The 2,881-nt window shown below is 75.3% G+C and carries 3 protein-coding genes and 1 pseudogene; 3 read left to right on the top strand and 1 reads right to left on the bottom strand.

Going from position 1 to position 2,881, the window contains the following annotated elements; genetic code table 11:
- Positions 1–390: 390 nt before the first annotated feature.
- On the top strand, positions 391–861 hold the full coding sequence (locus ABZ641_RS31545) for a DUF2690 domain-containing protein (protein ID WP_344622235.1): 471 nt from the start codon (positions 391–393) through the stop codon (positions 859–861).
- Between the two features lie 43 nt (positions 862–904).
- On the opposite strand, the gene ABZ641_RS31540 is transcribed toward ABZ641_RS31545, so the two are convergent.
- Positions 905–1,600 (bottom strand): alpha/beta hydrolase, encoded by a 696-nt coding sequence (locus tag ABZ641_RS31540; protein WP_344622234.1) that lies wholly within the window; start codon positions 1,598–1,600, stop codon positions 905–907.
- Between the two features lie 157 nt (positions 1,601–1,757).
- On the opposite strand from ABZ641_RS31540, the gene ABZ641_RS31535 reads away from it, so the two are divergent.
- Positions 1,758–2,549 (top strand): ABC transporter ATP-binding protein, encoded by a 792-nt coding sequence (locus ABZ641_RS31535; protein ID WP_359987351.1) that lies wholly within the window; start codon positions 1,758–1,760, stop codon positions 2,547–2,549.
- A pseudogene (locus ABZ641_RS31530) lies at positions 2,546–2,881 on the top strand (hypothetical protein); the annotation flags it as partial. The gene ABZ641_RS31535 and the pseudogene ABZ641_RS31530, both read left to right, overlap by 4 nt.

Raw genomic sequence — 2,881 nt, 5'->3', positions numbered from 1 at the left:
GTGTCTCGGCATCATGCACACCTTGAGTCCGCTCGGTCCCCCGTTCACGAACGATAGGGTGGCCCGCCGCACACCGCCGGTCGGGCACCACCGGTCGGACGACGCCCCGCTGCTCCTCCCGTGGGCGTCGGCGGGTGGGCGGGCGTGGAGCCGCGGGGCTTCGTCCGTGTGTGCGATGCGAGGGCGTGCGCGATTGCCTGAGCGCCCCCGGCGCATTCCGAGGGTGCCCCGGTGCGGGGTGAGGTCGGCGCTGTGCCGTTCGCCCGGGAACGGGTCGGGAGTCGCGGTCACCGTCCCGGCGGCCGGTGTGGCGCGGCCGCCGAGGGGTAGCCTCCCGCCTCGATCCGTCGGCCGTCCCGGCGCGGCGGCCTGCACGGGGGGAGACGGACCATGACGAATGCCTGGCGGCGGGTGCGCCGGAGTGCGGCGGTGCTGGGGGCCGCACTCGCGATGGCCTGCGCGGTGCCGTCAACGGCGTCCGCGAGCGTGTGGGACGACAACACCGATCCGATGATCCGGTGCTCCGGCGACGCCAGGACCATCGCGAGCCTGCCGATGACCCCGGAGTACGGCGGACCGGTCGTCACCCACCTGGAGGTCCGCTACTCGCCCTCCTGCGGAACGAACTGGGTACGGGTCTGGAACCCCTACGCCACCGGCACCCACGAGTCGTACCTCACCATCCGCCGCGACCAGCCCGGCGGCGGGGGCAAGGTGACGGCCCGTCTGCGCGAGTACGGATACCAGTGGACCTACCAGATCTGGGCGCCCGGCTGCATCTACGTCTCGGCGGCCCTCGTCAACCTCACCACCCACCGCGTGGACGCGGGCGGCTTCAACCAGGAGGTCAGGGTCTGCTGACGCCCCTTCCGGGCGCGCTCGTCGCCGAGATCGCGGGGCGCCGTCACAGGCTCAGCAGCAGGTCGCGGACGGCGGCGGGTCGGGACAGGAACGGGTGGTGGCCGGCGTCGAGTTCGACGACGTCGTCGGCGCGGCGGGCGAATTCGCGCTGCAGGGGCGGCGGGGTGCCGCGGTCGCGGGTGCAGACGAGGTAGGTGGAGGGCAGCTGCTGCCAGGCGGCCGCGGCGACCGGTTGCCCGAGCACCTGGACGCTCTGCCGGGCGAGGTGGTCCGCGGCCTGCGCCCGGACGTCCGGGTCACAGTCCTGGAGGAACGTGTCCACGAGCAGGTCGGGGCGGACGCCGAAGGTGCCGGCGTCGGGGTCGACGTCGAGGAACGGGGCGGGCGTGCCGTCGCCGAAGTCCGACAGGCTCTGCCCCACTTCGGGGAGGTAGCCGGAGACCAGCACCAGGTGGCGCACCGCCCCGACACCGGCGGCGGCCTCCGCGGTGACGATGCCGCCGTAGCTGTGGGCGACCACCACGGTGGGTTCGTCGCCGTCCAGCAGGGCCCGCCGTACCGCCGCGACGTCCTCGGCGAGCCCCGGACCGCCGGTGCCTCCGGGCGTGCCCGCCTCGCCGCAGCTCGGCAGCGCCGGAGCCACGCTCCGCACCCCTCGTTCCTGCAGCAGCTCAGCCGTGCGGTGCCACCACCACGATCCGTCCCGCACGCACGCCCCGTGCACGAACACGACCCTCATCCGCGCCGCCTCCACGTCCGCCTCGGCCGCCCCGACCCGACCAACGGTAGACGCCGGCCACCGTCACGACCGGGAACCGGGTCGACGGGGCCGCGGCCCACGGGCGCCGGCAGCCGGTCGGTACTGTGATCCGGTCGATCGTCGAGAGGTGCCCACCATGGTTCAGAACGCGGCCGAGCCGCACGCCACCACGCGGCCGGCGCTGCTGCAACTGACCGGGGTGAGCCGCTCGTACGGCGACCGGGAGGTCCTGCAACCGGTCTACCTGTCGGTGGCCGCGGGTGAGTGCGTGGCGCTGGTCGGCCACAACGGGTCGGGCAAGTCGACGCTGCTGCGGCTCGCGGCCGGCCGTGACCTGCCGAGCCGGGGCACCGTCCGGTTCGACGGCCTGGCGATGGACGAGAACGACCCGCGGATCAGGGCCCGGGTGGCGGTCGTCGGCGACACCGTCGCCTGCTACCCCGACCTCACGGTGCGCGAGCACCTGCTGCTGGTCGCGGTCGCGCACGGGATCGCCGACGCCGCCGCGTGGGTCCAGCAGGTGCTGGAGGACCGGATGCTCGACGAGCGGGCGGACGCGCTGACCTCCGCCCTGTCCTCCGGGCAGATGCAGTCCCTGCTGCTGGCCTGCGCGCTCGTCCGGCCGCGGGACCTGCTGCTCCTGGACGAGCCCGAGCAGCGCCTCGACCCCGGCGCGCGCCGACGCCTCGCCGACCTGCTCAAGGCGGAACTCGCGGACGGCGTGGCGGTGCTGCTGGTCACCCACCACGCCGACCTCGCCCTCGCGGTGGCCGACCGGGTCGTGGTGCTGGAGGAGGGCCGCGTCGTCCGGCAGGGCGTCCCCGAGGCGATGCTGGCCGCGGAACTGCTGCTCGCGGAGCTCCCGGCCGCCGGGTCCGCGGGGTCCGCCGGGTCCGCAGGCGACGTGGACGGCGGGGAGGACCGGTGAGCGCCACGGGCGGCCCCGCGGTCGCCGCGGAGGACGGGCCCGAGGAGCCGGCCCTCGCGGCCGACGCCCCGCCCGCCGAGTGGAGCGACGCCGACGACTGGACCGACGAGGCGCTGGCCCTGCTGCGATCCCTGCGGACCCCGCACCGTCTCAACCGGGTGCGCCAGGTCGCGTACGCGCTCTACTGCACCGTGCTGATCCTGGTCGTCTGGGGAGGCGTGCCGAGCCTGGGCCTGTTCCTGCAGGCCGCGATGGGCGCCGACTACACCGGCGGCGGCCCCGCGCTGCTGGCCGCCGTGCCGGGCGGCGTCGCGGCCGCCGGCTACTACCTG

The sequence above is a fragment of the Kitasatospora sp. NPDC007106 genome (assembly GCF_040634455.1).
GTDB classification, from domain to species: Bacteria; Actinomycetota; Actinomycetes; order Streptomycetales; family Streptomycetaceae; genus Kitasatospora; species Kitasatospora arboriphila.
The sequence above is the reverse complement of the archived record's forward strand: the minus strand, read 5'-3'. Positions and strand labels throughout refer to the sequence as shown.